Annotated in this window: 21 protein-coding genes; 11 read left to right on the forward strand and 10 right to left on the reverse strand. The window is 68.1% G+C overall.

Annotated elements, in window-relative coordinates; genetic code table 11:
• Positions 1-78 precede the first annotated feature (78 nt).
• The gene (locus J7495_RS05330; RefSeq protein WP_294055120.1) at positions 79-1,008 is read right to left on the reverse strand and encodes a LysR substrate-binding domain-containing protein; all 930 of its coding nucleotides are present in this window, start codon (positions 1,006-1,008) and stop codon (positions 79-81) included.
• 96 nt (positions 1,009-1,104) lie between these two features.
• Between J7495_RS05330 and J7495_RS05335 the strand changes: the two genes are divergently transcribed.
• A complete protein-coding gene (locus tag J7495_RS05335; RefSeq protein WP_294055122.1) occupies positions 1,105-2,268 on the forward strand; it encodes an MFS transporter in 1,164 nt (387 codons plus the stop codon).
• A gap of 50 nt (positions 2,269-2,318) precedes the next feature.
• Entirely contained in the window at positions 2,319-4,382 is a 2,064-nt protein-coding gene (locus J7495_RS05340; protein WP_294055124.1) for a S9 family peptidase, read from the forward strand.
• Positions 4,383-4,485: 103 nt separating this feature from the next.
• Here the strand turns inward: J7495_RS05340 and J7495_RS05345 are convergent, their stop codons facing one another.
• Positions 4,486-4,668 carry a hypothetical protein gene (locus tag J7495_RS05345; protein WP_294055126.1) on the reverse strand — a complete coding sequence of 61 codons (183 nt, stop codon included), beginning with the start codon at positions 4,666-4,668 and terminating at the stop codon, positions 4,486-4,488.
• Positions 4,669-4,798: 130 nt separating this feature from the next.
• On the opposite strand from J7495_RS05345, the gene J7495_RS05350 reads away from it, so the two are divergent.
• From J7495_RS05350 to J7495_RS05360, 3 genes are all read left to right on the forward strand, one after another.
• Positions 4,799-5,269: a cytochrome c gene (locus tag J7495_RS05350; RefSeq protein ID WP_294055127.1), complete on the forward strand. Its 471-nt coding sequence runs from the start codon at positions 4,799-4,801 to the stop codon at positions 5,267-5,269.
• A 120-nt stretch (positions 5,270-5,389) separates the two neighbouring features.
• Positions 5,390-5,857 (forward strand): thermonuclease family protein, encoded by a 468-nt coding sequence (locus J7495_RS05355; RefSeq protein WP_294055129.1) that lies wholly within the window; start codon positions 5,390-5,392, stop codon positions 5,855-5,857.
• A gap of 184 nt (positions 5,858-6,041) precedes the next feature.
• Positions 6,042-7,004: a hypothetical protein gene (locus J7495_RS05360; protein WP_294055131.1), complete on the forward strand. Its 963-nt coding sequence runs from the start codon at positions 6,042-6,044 to the stop codon at positions 7,002-7,004.
• On the opposite strand, the gene J7495_RS05365 is transcribed toward J7495_RS05360, so the two are convergent.
• A complete protein-coding gene (locus J7495_RS05365) occupies positions 7,001-7,402 on the reverse strand; it encodes a nuclear transport factor 2 family protein (protein WP_294055133.1) in 402 nt (133 codons plus the stop codon). The genes J7495_RS05360 and J7495_RS05365 overlap by 4 nt on opposite strands.
• A 140-nt stretch (positions 7,403-7,542) precedes the next feature.
• Positions 7,543-8,238 carry a hypothetical protein gene (locus J7495_RS05370; RefSeq protein WP_294055134.1) on the reverse strand — a complete coding sequence of 232 codons (696 nt, stop codon included), beginning with the start codon at positions 8,236-8,238 and terminating at the stop codon, positions 7,543-7,545.
• A 130-nt stretch (positions 8,239-8,368) separates the two neighbouring features.
• Between J7495_RS05370 and J7495_RS05375 the strand changes: the two genes are divergently transcribed.
• Complete coding sequence (locus J7495_RS05375) at positions 8,369-8,698, forward strand: DUF1905 domain-containing protein (protein WP_294055136.1); 330 nt, start codon at positions 8,369-8,371, stop codon at positions 8,696-8,698.
• Between the two features lie 110 nt (positions 8,699-8,808).
• The gene (locus J7495_RS05380) at positions 8,809-9,453 is read left to right on the forward strand and encodes a BglII/BstYI family type II restriction endonuclease (RefSeq protein WP_294055138.1); all 645 of its coding nucleotides are present in this window, start codon (positions 8,809-8,811) and stop codon (positions 9,451-9,453) included.
• 3 nt (positions 9,454-9,456) lie between these two features.
• Here the strand turns inward: J7495_RS05380 and J7495_RS05385 are convergent, their stop codons facing one another.
• From J7495_RS05385 to J7495_RS05395, 3 genes are all read right to left on the reverse strand, one after another.
• Positions 9,457-10,182: an MT-A70 family methyltransferase gene (locus J7495_RS05385; protein ID WP_294055139.1), complete on the reverse strand. Its 726-nt coding sequence runs from the start codon at positions 10,180-10,182 to the stop codon at positions 9,457-9,459.
• 92 nt (positions 10,183-10,274) lie between these two features.
• Positions 10,275-11,330, reverse strand: a complete 1,056-nt coding sequence (locus J7495_RS05390) for a ribonucleotide-diphosphate reductase subunit beta (protein WP_294055141.1) — start codon at positions 11,328-11,330, stop codon at positions 10,275-10,277.
• Positions 11,331-11,350: 20 nt separating this feature from the next.
• A complete protein-coding gene (locus J7495_RS05395; protein ID WP_294055143.1) occupies positions 11,351-11,527 on the reverse strand; it encodes a hypothetical protein in 177 nt (58 codons plus the stop codon).
• Between the two features lie 673 nt (positions 11,528-12,200).
• Between J7495_RS05395 and J7495_RS05400 the strand changes: the two genes are divergently transcribed.
• Both J7495_RS05400 and J7495_RS05405 read left to right on the forward strand, forming a co-directional pair.
• A complete protein-coding gene (locus J7495_RS05400; protein WP_294055145.1) occupies positions 12,201-13,154 on the forward strand; it encodes a TauD/TfdA family dioxygenase in 954 nt (317 codons plus the stop codon).
• Positions 13,155-13,215: 61 nt separating this feature from the next.
• Entirely contained in the window at positions 13,216-15,849 is a 2,634-nt protein-coding gene (locus J7495_RS05405) for an AMP-binding protein (protein ID WP_294055147.1), read from the forward strand.
• On the opposite strand, the gene J7495_RS05410 is transcribed toward J7495_RS05405, so the two are convergent.
• Positions 15,846-16,046, reverse strand: a complete 201-nt coding sequence (locus J7495_RS05410) for a hypothetical protein (protein WP_294055148.1) — start codon at positions 16,044-16,046, stop codon at positions 15,846-15,848. The genes J7495_RS05405 and J7495_RS05410 overlap by 4 nt on opposite strands.
• Positions 16,043-16,381, reverse strand: coding sequence for a hypothetical protein (locus J7495_RS05415; RefSeq protein WP_294055150.1), 339 nt, complete (start codon positions 16,379-16,381; stop codon positions 16,043-16,045). The genes J7495_RS05410 and J7495_RS05415 overlap by 4 nt, the downstream gene beginning before the upstream one ends.
• Before the next feature lie 98 nt (positions 16,382-16,479).
• Between J7495_RS05415 and J7495_RS05420 the strand changes: the two genes are divergently transcribed.
• The gene (locus J7495_RS05420; protein WP_294055152.1) at positions 16,480-16,731 is read left to right on the forward strand and encodes a DUF2171 domain-containing protein; all 252 of its coding nucleotides are present in this window, start codon (positions 16,480-16,482) and stop codon (positions 16,729-16,731) included.
• 167 nt (positions 16,732-16,898) lie between these two features.
• On the opposite strand, the gene J7495_RS05425 is transcribed toward J7495_RS05420, so the two are convergent.
• On the reverse strand, positions 16,899-17,204 hold the full coding sequence (locus J7495_RS05425; RefSeq protein WP_294055154.1) for a UrcA family protein: 306 nt from the start codon (positions 17,202-17,204) through the stop codon (positions 16,899-16,901).
• Positions 17,205-17,391: 187 nt separating this feature from the next.
• Here J7495_RS05425 and J7495_RS05430 point away from each other — a divergent pair, with 187 nt between their 5' ends.
• Entirely contained in the window at positions 17,392-18,975 is a 1,584-nt protein-coding gene (locus J7495_RS05430) for a winged helix-turn-helix domain-containing protein (RefSeq protein WP_294055155.1), read from the forward strand.
• The last annotated feature ends 76 nt before the right edge of the window (positions 18,976-19,051 follow it).

Here is a 19,051-nt window from a genome sequence, read left to right on the forward strand (position 1 = left end):
AAGGGCTTAGCGGGTGATCCTCGTCCGGCCAGTCCAAAACGGCGGAACGGTGCGGGCTTGCGATTGGTCGCGGGGCGGCTATCGGATGGTCGAGGCCGGCGCCGGCGGTCGGGCGGCGAGCCGCTCGACGAGGAAGTCGACGAACACCCGCACCCGCGCCGGCATCGTCGGGCCGCCGACGAACAGCGCGTGGATGTCCTCCCGGTCGCGCGGGTTGAACGGCTCGAGCAGCGGCACCAGCCGGCCCTCGGCGACGAGCGGCTCGACATGGAAGCTGCCGACGCGGACCACGCCCACGCCCGCGAGCGCCAGCTGGACGAGCGTCTCGCCGTTGTTCGCCTCGATGTTGCCGCCCACCGGCAGCGCATAGTCGCGCCCGTCGCGCCGGAAGGGCCAGACCGGCTCGGCGCGGCGGAAGTTGAAGTTGAGGCAATTGTGGCGATGGAGGTCCTCGGGCACCTCCGGCGTGCCGGCGCGCGCGAGATAGGCGGGCGAAGCGACGATGCTGCGCCCGGTGACGCCGAGCTTGCGCGCAGTGAGCGCGCTGTCCGCGAGCGGGCCGAAGCGGATCGCGACGTCGGCGCGGCCGCCGGCGACGTCCTCGAGCATATCGGAAAGGCTCAGGTCGACGAGGATGTTCGGGTAGCGCGCGACGAAGTCGCCGAGCAGCGGCACGACCGAGAGCCGGCCATGCGCGAGCGCCGCCGAGACGCGCAGCCGCCCGCGCGGGGCACCCTGGTCGGCGAGTTCGCCCTCGACCTCGGCGATGTCGGCGAGGATGCGCTGGGCGGCGCGGAGATAGGAATCGCCTTCGGGCGTGAGGACGAGGCGGCGGGTGGTGCGCATGATCAGCCGCACGCCGAGCCGCGCCTCGATCCGCGCAACCGTGCGGCTCACCGCGGACGGAGTCAGGTCGAGCCGGCGCGCGGCGGCGGAGAGGCTGCCCTCGCGTACCGCCGTCACGAAGATCTCCATTTCCCCCGAGCGATCGGCCATGACGCGCGACATTCGTGATTCCGGCGCAAAGATGTTTCGTTCCGCGCCGCTCTACCGGAGAGGCGCGGGTTCGTCCATTTGCCTGGGGCACAAAGGGAGCTCCCCGTCATGAATCACCGCTTCGCGCTTCTCGCGCTCGCCATCGGCGCCTTCGGGATCGGCGTCACCGAATTCACCCCGATGGGCCTGCTGCCCGTCATCGCCACCGATCTGGGCGTGTCGATCCCGACCGCCGGGCTGCTGGTCAGCGCCTATGCGATCGGCGTGCTGGTCGGCGCGCCACTGATGACGCTGACCACCGGCCGCGTGCCGCGGCGCACGCTCCTGATCGGGCTCGCCGGCATCTTCACCCTCGGCAACCTGCTCGCCTCGGTGTCGGACAGCTATGCGATGCTGCTCGCGGCGCGGATCGTGACGAGCTTCAACCATGGCGCCTTCTTCGGCGTCGGATCGGTGGTCGCCGCCGGGCTGGTGCCCGCGGACAAGCGCGCCGGCGCGGTCGCGACGATGTTCATGGGGCTGACGATCGCGACGATCGGCGGCGTGCCGCTCGCGACCTGGGCGGGCGAGCTGCTCGGCTGGCGGACGGTGTTCGCCGGGATCGCCGCGATCGGCCTGGCGACGATGGTCGCGCTCCGCCTGTTCGTCCCCGCGCTGCCGGGCAATGAGGGCGGCGACGTGAAGGCCGAGCTCCGCGTGCTCGCGCGCGGGCCGGTGCTGTTCGCGCTGGCGCTCACCACGGTGGGGTTCAGCGCGATGTTCACGGTCTTCACCTATATCGCGCCGATCCTGCGCGAGGCGGCGCATGCCTCAAGCGCGATGGTGACGCTGACGCTGGTGCTGTTCGGCGTCGGGCTGACCGCAGGCAATTGGCTGGGCGGCAAGTTCGCCGACAAGTCGGTCGAGCGTGCGCTGGTGACGATGACCGCGGCGCTGGCGGTGCTGCTCGTGCTGTTCGCGGCGGGGATGCACTCGCTATGGATCGCGATGCTGCTGACCCCATTGTGGGGCGTGGCGAGCTTCGCGCTGGTGCCGCCGCTGCAGATGCGGGTGATGGACGCCGCGTCGGATGCGCCCAACCTCGCCTCGGCGATGAACATCGGCGCGTTCAACCTCGGCAACGCGATCGGCGCGGCGATCGGCGGCGAAGTGATCCGCGCGGGGCTCGGCTATCCGGCGGTGTCGCTCGCCGGTGCGGTCGCGGCGCTGGCGGGGCTGGCGATGGTGCTCGCCCCGCGGCTGCTCGCGCGGCCGGCGCCTGCGGCCGCCTGACCCGAGGTTAGGGATTCCCCGGCCGTGCCCCGCCGCGCTAAAGGCGGGGCATGACCGATTCCTTGAAGCCGCCCGTCGCGGCGACTCGCCCGCACAGCTACACCCGCCACGGCGTGACGATCGAGGACCCCTGGGCGTGGATCCGCGACCCCGGCTATCCCAATGTCACCGACAAGGACGTGCTGGCCTATCTCGAGGAAGAGAACGCCTATTTCGAAAGCGTGATGGCGCCGCACAAGCCGCTCGCCGAGACGCTGTTCCAGGAGATGCGCGGGCGGATCAAGGAAGACGATTCGACCGTGCCGCAGCAGGACGGCGACTGGATCTACTGGACCGACTATGAGACCGGCGGCGAATACCGCCGCTGGTGGCGCAAGCCCGCCGCGGGGGGCGAGGACCAGCTGATCCTCGACGAGCCCGCGCTCGCCAAGGGCAAGGCGTATTTCAGCCTCGGCGCGATCAGCGCGAGCCCCGACGGGCGCTGGCTCGCCTATGCGATCGACGACAGCGGCGCCGAGCGCTTCACCGTCCATGTGAAGGACCTGGGCACGGGCGAGCTGATCGCGGACACCATCCCCGGCGTGCTCTCCGAGCTGGTGTGGACGAGCGATTCGAAGGGCTTCCTCTACGCCCTCGTCAACGACAATTGGCGCACCGACCGGGCGATGTGGCACAAGCTCGGCGAGCCCGCCGAGCAGGACGTCCAGCTCTACCATGAGCCCGACGAGGGGTTCCGCGTCGGCGTGGGCGAGACGCAGTCGCGCGCCTGGCTGGTGGTCTCGACCGGCGACCACACGACCAGCGAGGTCCATCTCCTCCCTGCCGACAATCCCGCCGCGCCGATGCTGTGCGTCGCGCCGCGCAAGGCGGGCCGCGAATATGACGTCGACGAGCATGACGGCACGCTGTTCATCCACACCAACGACACGCACACCAACTGGCGGCTGGTCACCGCGCCGGTGAGCGCGCCCGGCGAGTGGGTCGAGCGGATCGCGCCGTCGGACCATTTCTACATGACCGGAGTGACCTGCTTCGCCGGTTTCTTCGTGGTCGAGGGGCGCGAGGCTGGCCTCGATCAGATCGAGATCCACCGCTACGACGCGTCGATCGCGCCGCAGCGGATCGTCTTTCCCGAAGCGAGCTATTCTGCAGGCGTGGGCGACAATCCCGAATATGCGGTGACCAAGCTGCGGCTCGGCTATGAATCGATGGTCACGCCGGGGACGGTCTATGATTACGATGTGGCGAGCGGCGAGCTGACCACGCTCAAGGTGCAGATCATCCCGAGCGGCTACGACGGCGCGAGATACCGCACCGAGCGATTGAAGATCACGGTGCGTGACGGCATCGAGGTGCCGGTCTCGATCGTCTACCCCAGGGACTTCCCGCGCGACGGATCGGGCAAGCTCTACCTCTATGCCTATGGCGCCTATGGCATCGCCATCCCGCCGGGCTTCTCGACGAGCCGGCTGTCGTTCCTCGACCGCGGCATGGCCTATGCGATCGCGCATATCCGCGGCGGCGACGATCTGGGCCAGCAATGGTATCACGACGGCAAGCTCGAGAGGCGGACGAATAGTTTCCACGACTTCGTCGACGTCGCGCGCGGGCTGGTCGGGCTCGGCTATACGCATGCGGGCGGGATCGCGATCGCGGGGCGCTCGGCGGGCGGCGAGCTGATGGGCGCGGTGGTCAACGACGCGCCCGAGCTGTGGGGCGCGGTAGTGGCCGACGTGCCGTTCGTCGACGTGCTCAACACGATGCTCGACGAGAGCCTGCCGCTCACGCCCGGCGAATGGCCCGAATGGGGCAATCCGATCGAGGACGCCAAGGCCTTCGATCTGATCCGGTCCTATTCGCCCTACGACAATGTCCAGCCGAAGGCCTATCCGCCGCTGTTCATCTCCGGCGGGCTCAACGATCCGCGCGTGACCTATTGGGAACCCGCCAAATGGGCTGCCAGGCTGCGCGCGACCAAGACCGACTCGAACGTCCTCGTGCTCAAGACCAACATGGGCGCGGGGCATGGCGGCAAGTCGGGCCGCTGGGAGAGCCTGCGCGAAGCGGCGGACGAGATGGCGTTCCTGCTCTGGCAGCTGGGGCTGGCGAATTAGGCCCAACCGTCATCCCGGCGAAAGCCGGGACCCAGGAGTCGCGAGCAATGCCCCCTGCAACCCTGGGTCCCGGCTTTCGCCGGGACGACGCATTGTTCAAGGATTACTCCCGCCGCCGTTCCTTCAGCCGGGTGGGCTTGTGACAGGCGTGGCAGAAGGCGAAGTCGAACATCGCCGAGAGCTCCCAATTCTGGCGGTCGACGTCCCATTCCGCCCAGGCGTCGCGCGTCACCGTGGCGCTGCCGCAGCGCTCGCAGGCATATTCGATTCCCATCCGGCCGTTCATGCGCGCGAGCATAGCCCGGCGCCGGTCCGCTACGGACAGGACTGCCTCCGGTACGGATGCATCTCCTGCCCGTTGCCGAGCCGCCGGGCGCGCAGTAAGCGTTCGCCCAGGCAGGCGAAGGAGAGGCTCGATGCGAGGTTCACTGGCGGCACTGGCGGCATCGGCGATGCTGCTCACGATTTCGGCGGCAACCCATGAGGCGCGGGCGGGCGATGGCCCCGAGGCTTCGGGCGTGGTCGCGGGGCGGCAGGCGGCGATGCGCATGTCGGGCGCGCTGGTCGGTGCGATGAAGGGCGCCGTCACCCGCAACGAGGATGTGAAGGGCCAGGGCTTCGCGGCGCGCTCGCTCGCCGCCTGGGCCAGGGCGATCCCGGGCATGTTCCCCGTGGGCAGCGGCGCGGGCGAGACCGAGGCGCTGCCCGCGGTGTGGAGCGACCGCGCGGGCTTCGAAGGCAAGGCCGCCACCTATGCTGCAGCGGCGGGCAAGCTCGCCGAAGCCGCCAAGGCGGGCGACGCCGCGGCCTTCTCGGCCGCGCTGGGCGAAGTCCAGGGCGCGTGCAAGGGCTGCCACGACAGCTACAAGAAGCCCGACACGCATTGAGCGGGGTTTATCCGAAACCGCTCCATTTCCGGCACGAAAGCGCCGGTGTGGAGCGGGTTCGGATACGAATTGCTTACCCTGATTGCCTAGGCATGGAGCCGCTCCCGTGGAGGCGGTCCGATGCGGATCCTGGCAAGCGAACTCAAGTTGATGGTCACCGGCGGCGCGGCCTTGGGCGCGGCGCTCGGCCTTTCTTCGACGCCGCCGCGCGCCGTCGCGGTGGTGGGCGCCGCGCCGGCGCGGATCGCGAGCTTCGGGCGCTGCCACACCGGCGGCGGCTATGACTGCGTCGTCGACGGCGACACGATCTGGATCGGCGGCACCAAGGTCCGCATCGCCGATATCGACGCGCCCGAGACGCATCCTCCGCACTGCGCCCATGAGGCCGAGCTCGGCGAAGCGGCGACGCGCCGGCTCCAGGCGCTGCTCAATGCCGCGCCGGTGCGGCTCGCCCCCGCCGACCAGGACACCGACCGCTACGGCCGCAAGCTCCGCCTGGTGATGCGCGGCAGCGAGTCGATCGGCGACATGCTCGTCGCCGAGGGGCTCGCGCGGCGCTGGACCGGGCATCGCCGGCCCTGGTGCTGAACCGCGCCCGACCGGCGCATTCAGCCTCTCGACACGCTCGCTCCGGCATGGAGTCGCCAGGCGCGTGGCGGCCCGAAGAGCGGCCCCGCCAGCCGGGGATTCCCCATAGGGTGACTCCCCGAACGGCAAGCCCCGGAATGGTTAACGCGGCCGCGGCGTGGTCCAGTGGCGCGAGGAGAGACTCATGCAACCCTGCCTCAAGCGCCGGCTCCTCTATGCCTGTTCGCAAGCCTATCGGCCGAAGCTGGAGACGATCGGGCGCCCGGTGGGGTGGCTCGAGCCGCCGCTGGTGATCGAGCGCGACCTGCCGCTCGCGCACCGGCCGATCGACGCGGCGCTGGTGGGGCGCGTGCCCGAAGGCGTGCTGGTCTCGTTCCGCGGCACGCTGCCGCCCTTCTTCGGCCGCGGCGACGGCTGGACGGTGGTGCTCGACTGGCTCAACGACGGGCTGTCGCTCTGCGTCGACGATCCCGACTATGCCGGCGGCGTCCACCTGGGCTTCGCCGATTCGATGAAGCGGCTGTGGGAGGATTGCGGCGACCGGCCCGGCCTGCGCAGCGCCGTCACGCGCATGCTCGACCAGAGCCTGCTCGACCGCCGCGCCAGGCCGCACCTCTTCGTGACCGGGCACAGCAAGGGCGGCGCGCTCGCCAACCTCTTCGCCTTCCGCGCCGCCACGCGCGCCGATTGGGCGCATCTGCCGATCAGCGTCGCGACCATCGCCGCGGCGCGCACCGGCAATTCGAGCTTCGCGCGCGCCTATGCTGCCACGCGCATCGCCTGCCTGCGCTACGAGCTGCCGAGCGACCTGGTGCCGCACCTGCCGCCCGGGCCGCACACGCCGGGGTGGGCCGTGGCGCTGCTCCGGCAATTCTGGCCGCGCTTCTCCTCGGCCGACTTCCAGCCGGTGGGGCTCAAGATCAGCGGCGGGACGACGCACCACCAGCCTTGGCTCGGCGCGCGCCAGCCGCGGCGGCTCGCCGGGCTGCTCCGTCCGCGCCACGGCTTCGAGGCGCTGATGCCGGCGATGCTGGCGGCGCACGCGATCTGCCCGGACTCGGGCTACGACCGGCTGGTCTGCACCGGCGAGGACTGCGACCATGGCGCCGCCGATCCGCGCCATGCCGGAAGCCGCCGGCTAAGCTAGACCCGCCCCGCGACCCGCGCCGCCTGGAGCGTGTCGGTATATTGCTGAAACGCCGCGACCTTGCCGTCCTTCACCCGCCAGACATGGACCTTCTGCAGGTCCTGCGTCAGGCCGGTGCCCTTGTGCTTGCCCTTGTAGCGGCCGAGCACGACGATCGTGTCGCCGGCGTCGAGGAACTCCTCGGGCACCGCCGCGAAGCCGTCGAAGTCCGCGCCGATCCGGCCGAACACGCCTTCGAGCACTGCCTGGGGCCCGCGATAGGGGTTGCGATCGGCATAGGTGAAGTTCTCGGCCTCGTTCCAGACGATGTCGGGCGCGAAGACCGCGAGCACGCCCGGCACGTCGCCCGCGGCGAAGGACGCGTAGATGCCCCGGACGAGGGCGAGGTTGGGGGACATGAGGCGGCCTCTCCACTGTCGTTTCGACGGCATCATGGACCTGGCCGGCCGCTTCGAAAAGTCACAAGAGTCACGACCCGTCGCCGGGATTCGGGCGGCAAGAGTCACAAGAGTCACGACCCGTCATCGCGTTGCGAGGCTCACCAGTCCGGGTCGAGATGCGCTTCGGCATAATCGCCGTCGTCGCTGTCGTCATAGGCGTCCTCGGCATCATCCTCGTCGGCGGGATTGGCGGCGGGCGGGCGCGGCTTGCCCTCGAGCCGCTCGGGCGGGATCGCGTCATAGTGGATCGGGCGCAGCGGATCGGCGGCGACATCGGTGTCGACGAGTTCGTCGAGCAGCGTCGGCAAGTCGCGGAGCGCGATCCTGGCGCTCATGTCGGTGCGCCCCAGCGGCCCGCGCGACGCGAAGCGATCGGGCGCGAGGTGCTGGAGCAGGAATTTGAGCAGCGAATCCGACGGCTGGCGAATCTCCGCAACGAGCTCGCCGTCGCGCCACAGCTCGCGGATGCCGCCACGCAGCGCGCGCTCGAAGGCGATGGTGGCGAGGTTGCCGGTGGCGACGCGCAACGCCTGGTCCCAGGCCGCCGCGAAGGCCGCGCCGCGCGGATCGCGCCGCAGCCGATAGGCCGAGCGCGGCGCGATGCTCGCCGCCTCGCAGGCGCGCGAGATGCAGCCGGTCTCGGCGAGCGCGGCGAGGAACAGGCGCTGGCGGTCGGCGGTCCAGCCGTTGTGGCGCGGCGCGAGCGGGACGGGGACGAATGCGGCGAGCGGATCGGCGGGGGCGGCCTCGGCCGGCTCCACGGCGGGCGGGGATTTGGGAGGATGTTGCTTCATCGGCCTGGCTCCTTCGATTATGGAGCTCGGCTATATAACCAAATGGGTTCGTGTAGGAAAAGCCTTTCTTGCCGGGTCTTGAAGGCATGGGGCGTGGATTCGCGGCGGAGGATGGGGCTAGAAGCGGGGGATGGACCGGGATGCGCCGACGATCTTGTTCGAGGCCGAGCTGTGGCGCTGGCAGGCGGAGCCGCCGGCGAAGGGCGCGTGGTTCTTCGTGACGATTCGCGACGAGGCGGCGGACGCGGTGCGCGCGCTGGCCTTCGAGCGGCGGGCGCTGGGCGGGGCGCGGGGGTTCGGCTCGGTGCGGCTGCGAGTGAGCGTAGAGGGGGTGGGGTTCGAGACCTCGGCATTCCCGCATGCGGCGAGCGGCGGCTATGTGCTGCCGGTGAAGGCGGCGGTGCGCAGGGACGCGGGGGTTGGCGAGGGGGATCGGGTCGAGGTGGGGATTTGGGTTTGAGGGGGGTGGTGCGTGTGGCTGTTTTGAGAATGACCCACGCGAGGGATTTTCAGCGGGAGGTCGCCGTCCTGATTGCTTGCCAGTGAGGTCAAATCCCAGCAGAAGAGGGCATGTCTACTGTTCACCTCGTTCCTGAGGATTTGCGCCAGCTTTATCATGTTCGCGAGTGGCGCAACGCCACTGGGATCCTCTCCACGGCCTGCCCCGATGAATGGCAAGATATCATCGAGGTGCTTCGAGCCTTTAGGCTGCTTCGATCGGAAGTGCAGGCTGCAGGGGGGCGAAAGTCACCCATTGCTACGCAGATCGATGGAGGGTTCTACGCACGGGGCTGGCAGGAGAAGCAGTTTCAGACAGCGATCAAGATTGATGATGACCTTTTTGAAAGCCCGACGCACAAGATCGATTGCCTGAAGGGGCGCGTTGCTTTGGAGGTTGAGTGGAACAACAAAGATCCATTTTTTGACCGAGATCTGAATAATTTTAGACTGCTTTTCGAACTCCGCGCTATCGATGTTGGTGTGGTTGTTACCAGAGCTACCGAGCTTCAGACTATTTTCAAGGTACTCGGAAAGGGAGCCTCATATGGTGCGTCCACGACCCATCATGAAAAGCTCTGGCCACGGATTGAGGGCGGCGGCGGCGGCGGGTGTCCGGTTTTGACCTTTGCGATCAAACCCGACCTCTATGTGGACGACGGCCCACCGACCCTTCAGCAAATTGCAGAAGCAGCTATTGAGCCTAACGAAGAATAGTCGTCATTCGGCTGCGATATCTATCGTGCTATTATAGCTGTAGGTATCCCAGCTTGGCTTGTAAGTCTCGTCGGCCTGATTGCCCCATACCGTCCAGCCTTGGCGGGCGCCGCGGCTGAACATTTCAAGGCGTGGGCCCCAGCTGCAATCTTCGATGATCTTGTATTGCTCATCAGGCTTGCGGCTATGCTCGCGCTTGCGCGACTGGATCATGTTGACCTGGCTGCGACCAGGATCAAGCGTGCGCGCGTTCTTGCCGCGAACGCCGAACAGCAGAAGTTCGGTTACGTTGCGAAAATAAAAACCGACGCCGCGGCCGTCAGATCCGCCATCTTTGCGAACCTTGTGCCATACGATGTTGGAAATGTAGCGGAAGCCCCAACTCTCCATGACGCGCATTCCCTCAGGCAATAGCGCGTTGGGAACCCATAGATAGAGGTGCGACGGATCATCGGCGATATCCTGCACGGGCAACGCGCAGATTTCGTCGAGCGTCATCGTGCCGTAGCGATTGAGCCTCTTGTGCTCGGGCGCGACTTTGCCGGTACGATTCTGGAATTGCCACGGCGGATCGGCAAGGATCGTACCGAATTTCTTGCCGCGAGCGATGCTCAGCAGGTCGATGCTCGCAGAAACATGTCCTAGCGGATCGAGCATGGGCTGCTCCTCGCTTTGCAATGGAGAGAACAAAACGGGATCTTTCTTATGGGTCTCAATGGCGCTCGTCAAGCGAGAGGCAAGCTTCCTTCGCACCGCAAAAGATCTTGCAGCGATGCGGGCGCTTCTTGCCGATAATCTCTGTCGGTCTCGGCTGCGGCGCACTACTCCGCCGCCACCCCAGCCTTGGAGAACATATCCCCCTCCCCGCCAGCATCCTCATTCGCCGCCGGACCCGCCTTCGCCTTCTGCCGCTTGTCGAACGAATCCCAGACCTCGCCCCAATTCCCCCGCGTCGCCGCCTTGGAATATTCCGTCGCGCGCTGCTCGAAGAAGTTGGCGTGCTCCACGCCGTTCAGCAGCGGCGCCAGCCAGGGCAGCGGGTGCTCGTCGATCATGTAGATCGGCTTGAAGCCCAGCTGGCCCAGCCGCCAGTCGGCGATGTAGCGGATGTACTTCTTGATCTCCTTCGGCGTCATGCCGGGCACCGGGCCCTGCTCGAACGCCAGGTCGATGAACGCATCCTCCAGCCGCACCGTCGTCTGGCACACGTCCATGATGTCGTCGCGCACCGCCTTGGTCAGGCAGTCGCGCTCCTTCACGAAGGCGTGGAACAGCCGCGTGATGCCCTCGCAGTGCAGGCTCTCGTCGCGCACCGACCAGCTGACGATCTGCCCCATGCCCTTCATCTTGTTGAAGCGCGGGAAGTTCATCAGCATCGCGAAGCTCGCGAACAGCTGCAGCCCTTCGGTGAAGCCGCCGAACATCGCCAGCGTGCGCGCGATGTCGGCGTCGGTCTCCACCCCGAAGCGCTGGAGATAGTCGTGCTTGTCCTTCATCTCGGCATAGTCGAGGAAGGCGCCATATTCGCTCTCGGGCATGCCGATCGTGTCGAGCAGGTGCGAATAGGCGGCGATGTGCACCGTCTCCATGTTGGAGAAGGCGGCGAGCATCATCTTGATCTCGGTCGGCTTGAACACGCGGCCGTATTTCTCGTGGTAGCAGTCCTGCACCTCGACGTCGGCCTGGGTGAAGAAGCGGAAGATCTGCGTGAGCAGGTTGCGCTCGGTCTGGTCGAGCTTCTGCGCCCAGTCGCGGCAATCCTCGCCCAGCGGCACTTCCTCCGGCATCCAGTGGATCTGCTGCTGGCGCTTCCAGAATTCATAGGCCCAGGGATATTCGAAGGGCTTATACTGTTTGCGGGCCTCGAGAAGCGGCATGCGAGTTACTCCTGGACGAACTAGGGAATGACGAAGATCGGGATGCGGTGGAAGACGGCGATACTGCCGCCGAGGATCGCGGCAAGCAGGCCCATCGAAGGGAGGTTGGCAGGATCGCGCGCCGGGATCGGCCCGCGGCCGGCATGGCCCCGAAGCGGCAGCATCATATGGATGCCTGTGGGCGGCAGCGCCAGCATCGCGAAGACGGCGACGAGGCTCGCGGCTGCACGCCGCGAATCCCGGTACGCCGGCGACCGGCGCCTCGAGGGTAACCCTCCGCACGGTTCACGGTCGCGCCTCCGCACGCCCCACGGCAGGGGTGCGACGGTGCGAAACAAAGGCGGAACATGGCAACATGCTGGGGTAGGCTACGCCGATTTACTACAAAGTCTAGAGTCGTGTCGGACTTGTCCACGACTTTCGGCAGGCTGTGCACGGGGCGCCCGGGCGGCTCGAGTTTCGCGACGGCCCGTGCCTGGCGGGCGGCGGAATTGGGACGCCCGCGCGCGACGTGTTTCAGACGATACAAGGCAGAAACGAAGAGCGTCGCCGCAACGCCAAGAATTGCGATACAACAAACTCGTGTCACTCGGCGATGCCGTGAAGAAATATTGTGTCTGGAACTTCCGGATGCCATGCGATGGCAACAACCTATGTTAAGTGAAGATGAAACATGACGCGAAGATTGAACTTGTATGACAAGGCTGCCGGACCGTGGGGGGCGCCTAGTTTCGGGACTCGATCGGTTTCGCGTTAACCTAAAGGGATGATTGACCCTTCCTCAGGCGCCGTAGTAGTTTGCAGGAATCGTGCCGAGGGCATTGGGGGCCCGGGCGCGGGGGAGAAACTTCGGGGAGGCTTTTGGGGGCCATGGGCGTGGGACTTCAGGATTTTGCCGAGCTTGTTCCGATCATCCCGATCGCGGATGCGCGGGCGCTCGGCGCGGGGCTCTGGGACGAGGAAGCGCTCGAGGCGCTGGCGACGCACGGCGCGGTGCTGCTGCGCGGGCCGGTGCTGCGCGAGGACGGCGTCGAGCTCGCGCTGTCGATCATCGACGAGGAACTGCTCGACGACGCCTTCTGGTCGACGCCGCGCAAGCGCGTGGGCGGCAAGACGCTGACCGCGACCGAATATCCCAGCCCGCGGACGATCCAGCTCCATTCGGAGATGGCCTATATGAACTCGTTCCCGCGCTTCCTGGCGTTCCACGCGCTCGAAGTGGCGGACGAGGGCGGGCAGACGACGATCTGCAACATCGAGAAGGTCACCGAGGCGCTCGGCGACCGGCTGCGCCCCTTCGCCGAGAAGGGCGTGACGTACCGCCGCACCTTCCAGAAGGGCATCGACATCGCCTGGCAGACCGCCTTCCAGACCGAGGACAAGGCCGACGTCGAAAAGATCGCCGAGCGCAACGGCATGGAGCTCGAATGGCTCTCGGGCGATGCGCTGGTGACGCGGCACAAGGCGCAGGGCGTGATCACCTCCGAGGACGGCCGGCCGATCATCTTCAACCAGGCGCATATCTTCCATGCCTCGAACCTCGATCCGCAAGCGCGCGAGGGGATCGAGAAGCTCTACGGCGCCGAGCGGCTGCCGCGCCACGCGCTCTACGGCGACGGCTCGGAAATCCCGCTCGAGGACATCCAGGCGGTCCAGCAGGCGTTCGAAAATCACCAGACGGGCATGCATTGGCGCCCGGGCGACATTTTGATCATCGACAATATGCGCTATGCCCATGGCCGCATGCCGTTCAAGGGGACACGGCGGCTAACGGTTTCAATGGCGAGAGAGGAAAAGCTCCCCGTCCGCACGGCGCTCTCCTGAGCGCTGCCTCTTGGGCCGCGGCGTCCGCCGCGGCTGGCCCGTTGGAAGGGAAGTGTCGCGCATGCCCGTTGCCGCCGTTGGTCTTGTCGGGATCGAGAAAGTCTCCTCGATCGCGTACCTCGATGCGATCTTCGACTGTTACGAGCAGCGCCGGGTGGCCGTCCCGGTCGAGCCCGGCGGCAGCGCGCCCGAGGAGCATGAGTTCGCCGAGCGGCTGACGCCGGCGGCGGGCGGCGGCTGGTTCAAGCGCGCGCTCGCGCCGATCGTCGAGGACGGGCCGGCGCAGGTCAGCTTCAGCTCGGGCACCACGGGCACGCCCAAGGCAGTGCAGATCTCGCACCGCGCGCTCGCCGACGTCACCCAGCGGCTGATCGAAGCGATGGCGATCGACGCGACGATCCGCGAATATGTCGGGGTGCCGGTCACCTACTCCTTCGGGCTGGCGCGCGCGCGCGTGACCGCGGCGGTGGGCGGCGAGGCCTATCTGCCGCCGCGCGGCTTCGATCCGATGGAATTCGCGGCGATGCTCGACGCGGGCGAAGTCAACGCGCTCTCCGCGGTGCCGACGCTGCTGCGCGTGCTGATCCAGAACCCCGACCTCATCGGCCGCAAGACCGGCCGCAAGCTGCAATGGCTCGAGATCGGCAGCCAGCCGATGAGCGCCGAGGACAAGAAGGCGATCCGCCGGATGTTCCCCGCGGCGCGGATCGTGATGCACTATGGCCTGACCGAGGCCTCGCGCACCACCTTCCTCGACGTGCAGGAAGCGACCGACGCGCAGCTCGAGACGGTGGGCAGGCCGACCGGCTCGGCCGAGGTGCGGATCGACGGCGCCGGGCGGATCTGCATCCGCGGGCCGCACGTCGCCGACGGGCTGCTCAAGCCCGAAGGGCTCGAGCCGATCGTCGACGGCGAGGGCTGGCTCGTCACCAACGACCTCGGCGAAGTCGACGCCGAGGGCTTCTTGCACTTCCTCGGCCGAGACGACCATCTGCTCAACGTCGGCGGGATCAAGGTGCCCGCCGAGCTGTTCGAGGCGCGGCTGGCGGCGCTGGTCGGCGCCGATGCCGCGCATGTCGCGGTGGCGGGGATCGAGGACGCACTCCGCGGCCAGGTGGTGATGGTGGCGCACCTCTCGAGCGTCGCGGTCGGGCCGTTGAGCGAGCACGCCCGCGCGACCGGCACGGGCTTCGGGCTCGCCGCGGCCGACGTGGTGCTGATCGAGGTCGACGCGATCCCGCGCACCGATACCGGCAAGGTCCAGCGCAAGCAGCTCGCCGAAGGGCGGACGGCGCCCGTGCGCGCGGCGGCACCTGCGCCTGTCGCCGAGGCCGCCGCGGCCGCTTCGCCGGCCGCCGCCATCCCCGCGGGGATGACCGCCAAGGAAGCCGAGATCGCGCGCATCTGGGGCGAAGCGCTCGGCGTTTCGTCGATCTCGCGCGACGACAGCTTCTTCGACATCGGCGGCGATTCGCTCTCGGCGATCACCGTGGCGCTGCGCGCCGAGCAGCACGGCATGCCCAAGGACGTGATGCAGCTCATGTTCGAGGGCCGCACCGTCGCGCAGATCGCCGCGCTGATCGGCGGCGAGGCGCCCGCGGAAGGGCTCGAGCGCAGCCGCCGCGCGGTGCTCGCCGATGCGATCAACGCGACGCGCGGCGTGCTCGTGCTGATGGTGATCATGAACCATTGGTGGCACTTCTTCGTCGAGAAGATGGGCTCGGTCGGCCGGCACATCTATCCGGTCGGCCAGATGCTGCTGCAGATGGGCACGCCGGGCTTCGCGATGGTGTTCGGTATCGGCGTGAGTTACTTCTACATGCCCGCGTTCGAGCGCTCGCCCGAACGGATCGGCAAGCGCGTGCGCGGCAACCTGATGGTGCTGGGCGTGGGGCTGCTGCTGCTCGCCGCGCTGCGCGCGGGGCGGCTCCAGGCCGACGGGCTCGGCTTCGGCGACATCTGGCCCGAGCAGCTCTTCTTCTCGGTGGTGCTCAGCTATTTCCTGCTGATCCCGCTCATTCCGCTGATCCTGCGGCTGGTGCGGCTCACCCCGCGGACGATCCTCAACTGCCTGACGATGGGCGCGCTCGGCATCGCGCTGCTGCTCGGCTGCCAGGACTGGTTCGAGATCCACTACACCGGCTTCCTCAACCTCGCGCGGCTGATGGTGGTCTCGCCCTATTCGGTGCCGGCGATGCTCGGCGCGGTGGGGATCGGCATGGCGATCGGTCATTGGCTGCGCAGCAACCCCGACAACCGCGACCTCAAGGGCCAGGCGGTGCAGACGGGCATCCTGCTCGCGATCGCGGGCGCGGTGTTCCTCGAGTTCACCGGCGGCTTCTGGGCGCATCCGCGCGGGCCGCACCTGTTCCTCTTCTACGCCGGGCTGCTGCTGATCGGCTTCACCTTCCTGTTGACGCTGATCGAGCGGGCGTGGCTGCCGCGGCTGCTGCGCGTGCTGATGCTGCTGGGGCTGCTCTCCTTCCCCGCCTTCATCGCGCACGAGCTGGTGATCCCCGCGAAGGACATCCTCCACTGGCTCGGCCTGCCGTACCCCGTCGCGCTCGGCGGCCCGCTGGCGCTGTTCATCGCGGGCACGGGCTACGCGATGCTACGGCTCAACCGGATCTACTTCGGCGGCGGCACCAAGACGCCGGATCGCGAAGTGCCGGCGGAGACGGTCGAGGCGTTCTAGGCGGCGAGCGCGTACGCCACTGCAAAGCCGGTGCCCATGAAGCCGGCGGCGAACAGCATCATGCCGATGATCCGGAGCGCATGGCCGCGCGGGTCGTGCTCGCCGGCGCGGAGCACGCCCGGGCGCGTGAGGATCGCCACGCCCGAGATCGCGACGACCGCGCCGATCGTCGCCTGGATCGCGAGCGCGCGCGTCACCCCTCGTTCTCGATGACGGTGCCGCGGGTGCGGTCGATCGTGCGCGTGCGGTAGACGACCTTCGGGCTCCGGTTGGCGCCGACGCCGAACACGACGATGCCGAGGAAGAAGCCGAAGTCGTACCAGCCGCCGTTGTTGGGCACGGCGTAGATGGCGACATCGGGCATCACCAGGCGCAGGAACCAGGCGACCGGGAAGATGAAGCCATGCCACAGCCCGAGCAGGAAGCCGGGCGCGTCGGGCTGGATCGGTAGGACCGGGGTGGTCGCTCGGTGCGCGCAGGCGGCGAGCAGCGTCAGCGCAGCGAAGGCGGCGAGAGTGCGGAGCGGCTTCATGCGGGTATCCTCACGTATGAATGGGGTTTGGGCAATCGGCGATGCATCGTTCGGGCAGGTAAAACGTTCCATGTCCGAATCCAGCAGAGGAGCTTGCCATGACCGACAGCAGCGCAATCCGTGAGCATATGGGCGTGATCGGCGCAGACGGCGTGCATCTCGGCACCGTCGACCGCGTCGAGGGCGACAAGATCATCCTCACCAAGTCCGACAGCCCCCAGGCCGAGGACGGCCAAGGCGCGCGCCACCATTCGCTGCCGCTCGGGCTGGTGGCGGAAGTGGAAGGCGACGAGGTGCGGCTGAGCGCCACGGCCGCGACCGCGGCCGAAGTATTCGAGGAAGCGGAGTAAGGTTTCGCGCCTGTCCTCAGCCGTCATCCCGGTGGAAGCCGGGATGACGATCAAGAGCATCGGACTTCAACCCGGCCCCATAAAAATCCCCCGGAGCCCTCGGCCCCGGGGGAAGGTTGAGCCTGTTCGGGCGGCCATGCGCCGGCGCCCGTCGGGGCCGGAACGGGTCAGCGGTTGGCGAGCTGGGTCCTTGCCCGCAGCGCGGCGACCTGGGGGGCGATCTGGCTCGCCACCTGCGCGCGGCACGCCTTGATCTGCAAATCCTCGCCGTCGCGCGCGGAGGCATAGGAACCGCAGACGCTCTCGGTCGCGGTGGCGATGCGGCGCTCGAGGCGGGCGGCGTCGCCGGGGCGGGCGAGGTCGAGGTCGGCGGTCTGGATCGTCACCGAGGCCGCGGTCGGGTTGGTAGCAAGCGCCGGCGCGGCGGTGAGGAGCGCAGTGACGGCGGCGAGCGATGCGATCATCTTGGTCATGGTAGGTTCTCCTTGCTCGTTTGCGTGTCCGTTTCCGGCGAGGTGGACGGCGTGTGCCGGACAGCCATTGGATCGCTCGAACGCCGCCTGATGGAGAGGATGAGGAAGTGATGATCGCCTGATGAAATGCCGATGATTCGCCGATAAAGGAGGGTCCCGGAGGGATTTGAGCGGGAATGGGCCCAGCATGAGCACCGCGGCGCGGATCGATCTCGCGCATGCCGAAGGCTTCCGCCTCGGCCGCATCGACGTGCGCCCGGCGCTGCGCACGCTGGCGCGCGACGACGGCGCGATCGACATCGTCGAGCCGCGCGTGATGCAGGTGCTCGTCGCGCTCGCCCGCGCGAACGGCACGATCGTCAGCCGCGACGATCTCTCGGAGTGCTGCTGGGAAGGCCGCGTGGTCGGCGACGATGCGATCAACCGGGTGATCTCGCGGCTGCGGCGCGCGGCCGAGGGGATCGGCGAGGGCAGCTTCCGGATCGAGACGGTGACCAAGGTCGGCTATCGGCTGGTGGTCGATGGCGGAGCGCCCGCCGCTTCACCGGAGACGGCAGCGTCGCCCGAGACCGCGGCGTTCGACCAGATCCGGCAGTTCCGGCGCGATCGCCGCGCGATGCTGATCGGCAGCGGCGCCGCGATCACGCTCGCGGGCGGCTGGTGGGGCTGGCGGCGGCTCACCCGGCCGCAGCCCCCCACCACGCCCCCCGCCGACGTCGCTGCGCTGATGATGCAGGCGAGCGTCGCCGCGCAGCAGGGCACCGCGGAGGGCGCCAGCCAGTCGCTCGGGCTGCTCCGCCGCATCGTCGAGATCGAGCCGGGCTATGCCGACGGCTGGGGCTTCCTCGCGCTGGCCTATGCCGGCGCCTCGACCTCGGGACCGGCGCAGACGATCGCCGATTCGCGCACCCGGGCGAACGAGGCCATCGCCCGCGCCGAAGCGATCGATCCGGGCAACGCCTATGCGCGGCTTGCCCGGATCGCGATGATGCCGTCGCTCGGCCGCTGGGCCGAGCATGAGCGCGCGCTACGCGACGCGCTGGCGGTGCATCCGCGCAATCCGATCCTGATGGGCTCGCTCGCCGGGCTGCTGATCAGCACCGGCCGCTGCCGCGAATCGGCGGACCTCATCACCAGCGCGACCGCATCGGCGCCGCCGACGCCGGGGCTGGTCTACACGCGCGTGCAGGCATTGTGGGCGGCCCAGCGGCTCGACGAGGCCGACCGCGCGATGGAGAATGCCTTCTCGCTCTACCCCAGCCATTTCGCGGTGTGGTTCACGCGCTTCTATCTGCTGCTCTATTCGGGCCATCCCGAGCAGGCGCTGGCGATGAGCCGCAACGTCGAAGGCCGCCCCACCGGCATCCCCGAGCGCAACTTCACCAGCATCGAAGCGGTCGCCGAGGCGATGATCAGCCGCAGGCCGGCCGACGTCGACAAGGCGATCGCCACCAACCTCGCGCTGGCGAAGCAAGGCGCGGGCTTCGCCGAGAATTCGATGCAGTTCGCCAGCGCGCTCGGCCGGCTCGACACGGCGTTCGAGATCGCCGACGCTTATTATTTCGACCGCGGCTTCGCGATCGGCGACCTGCGCTACACGCTCGAGCAGCGCAGCTACACGCGCCGCGGCAACCGGCGCACCCAGTTCCTCTTCTACCCCTCGACCACCGCGATGCGCGGCGATCCGCGCTTCGAGACGCTCGTCGGCGAGCTCGGGCTCAAGGCCTATTGGGCGAAGGCCGGCGTGCTGCCGGACTATAAGAAGGGCTAGGCCGTATTGGGTGTGCTGTCTAGATAACACAGTTTACACGGTTGACACCGACAATACGGAAAAACACCGTTCGACA

The organism is Sphingomonas sp., assembly GCF_017745215.1.
Classification (GTDB): Bacteria; Pseudomonadota; Alphaproteobacteria; order Sphingomonadales; family Sphingomonadaceae; genus Sphingomonas.